Origin of the sequence: Calidithermus chliarophilus DSM 9957 (assembly GCF_000430045.1) — a bacterium.
Taxonomy (GTDB): Bacteria; Deinococcota; Deinococci; order Deinococcales; family Thermaceae; genus Calidithermus; species Calidithermus chliarophilus.
Genome location: NZ_KE387025.1, coordinates 90513 through 97117, shown reverse-complemented (window position 1 = coordinate 97117; position 6605 = coordinate 90513). Strand labels below are relative to the sequence as shown.

The following is a 6605-nucleotide window of genomic DNA, read 5'->3' as shown; positions in this document are numbered from 1 at the left end:
CAGGCCGACCCCGCGCGGGCGCGGGCCCTGCTCGAGGCGGCGTGGGCGCAGGAGCCGCACGACGCGCGCGCCCGGATGCTGCAGGAGCTGGAGGCAAACCTCTCCCTCGACGACGAGCCCTTCCTCGAGGCCTGCCTCGACGACCGGCGCAAGGAGGTGCGCGGCGTGGCCCAGGAGCTGCTGAGCCGGCTGCCCGGCTCGCGCCTGGTGCAGCGCATGGCCGAGCGGGCCCGGCCGCTGCTCAGGTTCACCCCCGCCGGGATGCTGGGGTTGAAGCAGGCCCGGCTCGAGGTGGTGCTGCCCGAGCAGTTCGAGAAGGCCTGGGCCCGGGACGGCGTCGAGCAGAAGGGCGCGCCCTACGGGATGGGGGAGAAGGCCTGGTGGCTGGCGCAGATCCTGGGGCGCGTGCCCCCCTCCGCCTGGGGCGACCCCGAGGCGGTGCTGCCGGCGGTGAAGGCCGACAAGGAGTGGCGCGAGCTGCTCGAGCAGGCGCTGGCTGAGGCCGCCGTGCGCTTCCGGGACGAGGCCTGGGCGCTGGCGCTGCTCGAGGGCGCCAGGCACGTCCCCAGCGCCGACCTGCTCGCCGCCCTCTCCCCCCGGAGCGTTCTGGCCCAGGCCCTGCGGCGCCTGGGGTCGGGCAGTGGCCCGCTGGGCGCGGAGAGCCTGGAGTGGCAGCTCCTGACCCGCTGCCCCCGGCCCTACCCCCCCGAGCTCCTCGAGGCCCTGGGCAAGCGCGCCACCGTCAGCCTGCTCAATTGGCAGAAGATGCAGAAGAACGACTGGCGCACGCAGCACTTCCTGCCCGAGCTCGCCCTCCACCTCGACCCCGCCTTCGCCCCTGCCCTCCACCCCTCCGTCCGCCAGGCCTTCGCCAACCCCGACCACCCGCTGTTCGAAGCCTTTTCCCGCTTTACCGGGCTGCTCGAGTTCCGCCACGAGATGCACCAGGCTTTCGTACCCCAAGGAGTGTGAGTGTCGTTATGAACCAGGTCCTCCGCCAGCACGCCGAAGTCCAGTACGCCGAAGAGCTCGCCGCCCTCGCCAAGACCGACGACAAGCCCCGGCCCCCGGGCTGGAAGCTCTCGCCCTGGGCCGTGACCGAATACCTGATGGGCGGCAAGGCGGGCAAGCTGGAGATCACGCCGAAGTACATCGGCAACCGCCGCATCATCGAGATCGCCGTCGCCACCCTCGCCACCGACCGCGCCCTGCTGCTGTACGGCGTTCCCGGCACCGCCAAGAGCTGGGTCTCCGAGCACCTCGCCGCCGCCATCGCCGGCGACTCCACCCTGCTGATCCAGGGCACGGCCGGCACCTCCGAGGAGGCGGTGCGCTACGGCTGGAACTACGCCAAGCTGCTGGCGGAGGGGCCCAGCCGCGCCGCGCTGGTCGAGAGCCCCCTGATGCGGGCCATGCAGGACGGCAAGATCGCCCGCCTCGAGGAGCTCACCCGCATCCCCTCCGACGTGCAGGACACCCTCATCACCATCCTCTCCGAGAAGACCCTGCCCATCCCCGAGCTCTCCACCGAGGTGCAGGCGGTGAAGGGCTTCAACCTCATCGCCACCGCCAACAACAAGGACCGCGGGGTCAACGAGCTCTCCAGCGCGCTCAAGCGCCGCTTCAACACCGTGGTGCTGCCCACCCCCGACACCCTCGAGGAGGAGGTCGAGATCGTCAGCCGCCGCGTGGAGAGCTTAGGCAAGGCCCTCGAGCTGCCCGGGGAGAAGCCGGCGCTGGAGGAGATCCGCCGGGTGGTCACCATCTTCCGCGAGCTGCGCGACGGCGTCACCGCCGACGGCAAGACCAAGCTCAAGAGCCCCTCGGGCACCCTCTCCACCGCCGAGGCCATCAGCGTGGTGGGGCAGGGGATGGCCCTGGCCGGGCACTTCGGCGACGGCAGCCTCAAGGCCGCCGACATCGCCTCGGGGCTGGTGGGCGCCATCGTCAAGGACCCGGTGCAGGACAAGGTGGTCTACCTGGAGTACCTCGAGACCGTGGTCAAGGAGCGCCCCGGCTGGAAGGACCTCTACCGCGCCTGCCGCGAGGTGGTGTAGGGCCGTACGCGCAGTCCCTGCGGGGAAGGGTATGTGGAAGGGTCCGAATCGGAGATCACCCCGGCTGCGGGGGTTTGACTACACCCAGGGCGCGGCGTACTTCGTCACGGTCTGCACCCACGGCCGTGAGCCCCTCTTCGGCGAGGTGGTGGGCGGGGAGATGCGGCTGAACGAGATCGGCGACATCGTCTGGTGGGAATGGCACCGCTCCGAACTGCTCCGCGACGAGGTCTCCCTGGACGCCTTCGTGGTGATGCCCAACCACGTGCACGGGATCGTCATGATCCAGCCGCCTGAACCCCCTTCCCCCGTTCCCCGCGGCCCTGTAGGGACGACGCGCGCGTCGTCCCTACAAACCCCGCCCGCCCCAGGACCCGCCAAGCGCTCCCTCGGCGCCTTTGTCGGGGGGTTCAAATCCGCGGCCACCAAGCGGATCCACCAGAGGTATCCGCACCTCAGGGTCTGGCAAGGCCGCTACTACGACACGATCATCCGCGACGAGCGCCACCTTGAGGCCGCCCGCGAGTACATCGTCAGCAACCCCGCCAACTGGGCCACCGACGAGGAAAACGTATGAACGTCCACATCTTCGGCATCCGCCACCACGGGCCGGGCTCGGCGCGCAGCCTGAAAGCGGCGCTCGAGGCCCTCCGGCCCGACTGCATCCTGGTCGAGGGCCCGCCCGAGGCCGATCCCCTGCTCCCCCTGCTGGTCCACCCCGAGATGAAGCCCCCGGTGGCGCTGCTGGTGTACGCCAGCGACAACCCCGCCGACGCGGCCTTCTACCCCTTCGCGGAGTTCTCCCCCGAGTGGCAGGCCCTGACCTACGGCCTGAAGGCCGGGGTGCCCACCCGCTTCTTCGACCTGCCCCTCAGCCACCGGCTGGGCGAGCTCCCGGCAGCCCCCACGCAGCCGCTCGAGCGCGAGGCCCAGGACCCCCCCGCCCTCGAGCCGGCCTCCCCGGCCCCCGCACCGGAGCCGGCCCCGCCCACCCCCGACCCCCTCAGCCTCCTGGCCCAGGCCGCCGGCTACGCCGACTTCGAGCGCTGGTGGAACCACCTGGTGGAGGAGCGGAGGGGCGGGGACGTGTTCGAGGCGGTCCTGGAGGCCATCTCCGTGCTGCGCGAGGGCGAGGAGGGCGGTTTCGCTCCCCCCGACGACCCGCTCGAGCAGCTGCGCGAGGCCGCCATGCGCCAGAACATCCGCGGCGCGCGGGAAGAGGGGCACCGGAGGATCGCGGTGGTCTGCGGGGCCTGGCACTCGCCCGCGCTCGGGGAAAAGCCCCTGGCTTCGCTGCGAAAAGCCGACGCCGAACTGCTCAAGGGCCTGAAAAAGGCCAAGGTCTCGGCCACCTGGGTGCCCTGGACCTTCGGGCGGCTGTCGCGCTTGAGCGGCTACGGGGCAGGCATCACCTCGCCGGGCTGGTACCAGCACCTGTGGGAGACCTCCGACCGCGTGACCGAGCGCTGGATGGCCAAGGTCGCGGCCCTGCTGCGCGAGAAGGACCTGGGGGGCAGCCCCGCGCAGGTGATCGACGCGGTGCGGCTGGCCAACACCCTCGCCGCCCTGCGCGAGCGGTCCCTGCCCGGCCTCGACGAGATGAACGAGGCCGCCGAGGCCACCTTCGCCTTCGGCAACCCGGCGGTGCTGCGGCTCGTCGAGGAGCAGCTCACGGTGGGCGACCGGCTGGGCGCGGTGCCGGCCGAGACCCCCGCCGCGCCGCTGCAGCAGGACCTCGCCCGCGAGATCCGGCGGCTGCGCCTGACCCAGGACGCCGCGGTGCGCGTCCTCGAGCTCGACCTGCGCAAGGAGATCGACCTCGCCCGCTCGCAGCTCTTCCACCGCCTGCGCCTGCTGGGCGTGCGCTGGGCCCACCCCGCCCACAGCAGCGGCAAGGGCACCTTCAAGGAGGCCTGGCAGCTCAAGTGGGAGCCGGAGTTCGCCGTCGCGCTGATCGAGGCGGGGCGCTACGGCCCCACCCTCGAGGAGGCCGCCACGGGCAAGGTGGCCGAGCTCGCCGCCCAGGGCGAGCAGCCCCTGCCCGTGCTGACGGGGCTGCTCGAGGACGTGCTCCTGGCCGAGCTGCCCCGCGCCTCGATGGCCCTCATGCGCGCCGTCGAGGCCCAGGCCGCCCGGGCCACCGACGTGGCGGTGCTGATGGAGGCGGTGCCCCCCCTGGCCCGCGTCCTGCGCTACGGCAACGTGCGCCAGACCGACACCGCGATGGTGGCCCACGCCGTCGACGGCATGGTGGCCCGCGTCTGCGTGGGCCTGCCCAACGCCTGCGCCGCCCTCTCCGACGACGCGGCGGCCGAGATGTTCGGCCACGTCCTGGGGCTGCACGGCGCCCTCCAGACCTTGCAGGACGCCGGGCAGACCGCGCTTTGGCACGAGACCCTGGGCAAGCTGGCGGGCCAGGTCACGGGCCACGGCCTGGTGGTGGGGCGGGCGGTGCGGCTATTGATGGAGGCGGGGGTCTACGACCTCGCCGAGGTCGCCCGCCGGCTGGGGCTGGCCCTCTCCGACCCCGAGCCCGAGAAGGCGAGCGCCTGGCTCGAGGGCTTCCTCAAGGGCAGCGGCCTGATCCTCATCCACGACGACACCCTTTTCGGCCTGCTCAACGACTGGCTGGCGGGGCTGAGCCCGGAGGCCTTCGTGCGGGTGCTGCCCCTGCTGCGCCGCACCTTCTCCACCTTCGAAGCCCCCGAGCGCCGCAGCATCGGGGAGAAGGCCAGGAACACCGAGGCGGGGGCGGGGGCCCCGGCGTCCAGAGGCGACGCCGCCCTCGACGACGAGCGGGGCGCCAGGGTGCTGCCCCTGGTCGCGCGGCTTTTGGGGGTGCAGGCATGAACACGAGCGAGAATTCCGAACGCCTCAAGCGCTGGCGGCTGGTGCTGGGCGGCGGCTCCGCCGACGGCACCGGCTGCCCGCTGGGCGGCGACGAGGCCCGCATGGACGCGGCCTTAGCCCGGCTCTACGGCGACGACGAGGGCGAGGGCGAAGAGGGCAAGCCCAACAGCCGCAAGGGCGGCCTGGGCAAGAGCCGCCCCGGCGTGGCCCGCTGGCTGGGCGACATCCGCGAGTTCTTCCCCAAGAGCGTGGTCAAGGTCATGCAGCAGGACGCCCTGGAGCGCCAGGGCCTGCGCCAGATGCTCCTGGAGCCCGAGCTGATGGAGGACCTCGCGCCCGACGTGCACCTCGCCGCCGACCTCATCGCCCTCAAGGACACCATGCCCGCGCGGGCGAAGGACACCGCGCGGCTGGTGGTGCGGAAGGTGGTGGAGGAGCTCGAGCGCAAGCTGGCCGAGCCCATGCGCAGCGCCGTCGCGGGCAGCCTCAACCGCTCGGTCCGCAACCGCCGCCCCAAGCACAACGAGATCGACTGGCACCGCACCATCCGCGCCAACCTCAAGCACTACCAGGCCGAGCACAAGACCATCATCCCCGAGACCCGCATCGGCTTCGGGCGCCGGAAGTCGGCGCTGCGCGACATCGTGCTGTGCATCGACCAGTCGGGCTCGATGGGCTCGAGCGTGGTCTACTCGGGGGTGTTCGGGGCGGTGCTGGCCACGCTCAAGGCGGTGCAGACGCGCATGGTGGTCTTCGACACCGAGGTCGTCGACCTCTCCGACAAGCTGCAAGACCCCGTGGACCTGCTGTTCGGGGTGCAACTCGGCGGGGGCACCGACATCAACCGGGCCCTGGCCTACTGCCAGACCCTGGTCAGCCGCCCGCAGGAGACCATCCTGGTGCTGGTCTCCGACCTCTACGAGGGGGGCAACCAGGCCGAGATGCTCAAGCGGGCCGCCGCCCTGGCGGGCTCGGGGGTGCAGGTGATCGCGCTGCTCGCCCTCTCCGACGACGGCCGGCCGGCCTACGACCACGCCGTCGCCGCCGAGTTCGCCGGCATGGGCATCCCCAGCTTCGCCTGCACCCCCGACCTGTTCCCCGACCTCATGGCCGCGGCGATCAACAAGCAAGACCTCGGGCAGTGGGCGGCGGCGAACGACATCGTCGTGGCCAAGTAAGGGCGAGGCCCAGCGGCCGCGCCCCGGGTCACACCCGCCGGCCCTTCCCCTAATACCGGATTCAAAAAGATAATCACCCAAACCAAAGACCTTCAGAGGCTATCTTTTTGAATCCTAGAGCACACCCCTCCCTGACGGTCGGCGAAGAAAGCGTATCCCTTCGGTCGGGTCAGTTCGTCCCCATTCGGGAACGAACTGACCGAATCTGGTATAAGGAGGGCCGGCCTCTCCTGTATCATTGGGCCACTAGAGGGTGTTAGGCACATTGGGACATGAGATTGACGAAACGGGACAGGAGCAGGATGGCGAAAGCCAGGAAGTGCAGGCCCGCCAAGGTTTGTGGCAGACGTTCGTAATCCCTGGCGAGCCGTCGGAACCTCGCCACCCAGCCGAACGAACGCTCTACCACCCACCTTCTGGGTAGCAATACGAAGCCCTTCCTGACCTGGGGCAGTTTGACCACTTCCAGGTGGATACCTTGCGCCTGAGCATCCTGTCGGGCTCGCTCGCCGGTGTAGCC

6 protein-coding genes are annotated in these 6605 nt (G+C 71.1%); 5 read left to right on the top strand and 1 reads right to left on the bottom strand.

Features of this window, described 5'->3' with window-relative positions; translation table 11 throughout:
* The 5 genes from MEICH_RS27295 to MEICH_RS0115440 all read left to right on the top strand — a co-directional run.
* Positions 1-972: DUF5691 domain-containing protein (locus MEICH_RS27295; RefSeq protein WP_218916420.1), on the top strand; the 972-nt coding region annotated here is incomplete at its 5' end.
* 8 nt (positions 973-980) lie between these two features.
* Positions 981-2057: an ATP-binding protein gene (locus tag MEICH_RS0115455; RefSeq protein WP_036219446.1), complete on the top strand. Its 1077-nt coding sequence runs from the start codon at positions 981-983 to the stop codon at positions 2055-2057.
* Positions 2058-2088: 31 nt separating this feature from the next.
* Complete coding sequence (locus MEICH_RS0115450; RefSeq protein ID WP_027893375.1) at positions 2089-2634, top strand: transposase; 546 nt, start codon at positions 2089-2091, stop codon at positions 2632-2634.
* Positions 2631-4907, top strand: coding sequence for a DUF5682 family protein (locus MEICH_RS0115445; protein ID WP_027893374.1), 2277 nt, complete (start codon positions 2631-2633; stop codon positions 4905-4907). The genes MEICH_RS0115450 and MEICH_RS0115445 overlap by 4 nt, the downstream gene beginning before the upstream one ends.
* Positions 4904-6085 carry a VWA domain-containing protein gene (locus MEICH_RS0115440; RefSeq protein ID WP_027893373.1) on the top strand — a complete coding sequence of 394 codons (1182 nt, stop codon included), beginning with the start codon at positions 4904-4906 and terminating at the stop codon, positions 6083-6085. Before MEICH_RS0115445 ends, MEICH_RS0115440 begins: the two co-directional genes overlap by 4 nt.
* Before the next feature lie 256 nt (positions 6086-6341).
* Here MEICH_RS0115440 and MEICH_RS0115435 read toward each other — a convergent pair.
* Positions 6342-6605 (bottom strand): IS5 family transposase (locus MEICH_RS0115435; protein ID WP_027893372.1); only part of this gene is annotated, 264 nt, incomplete at its 5' end.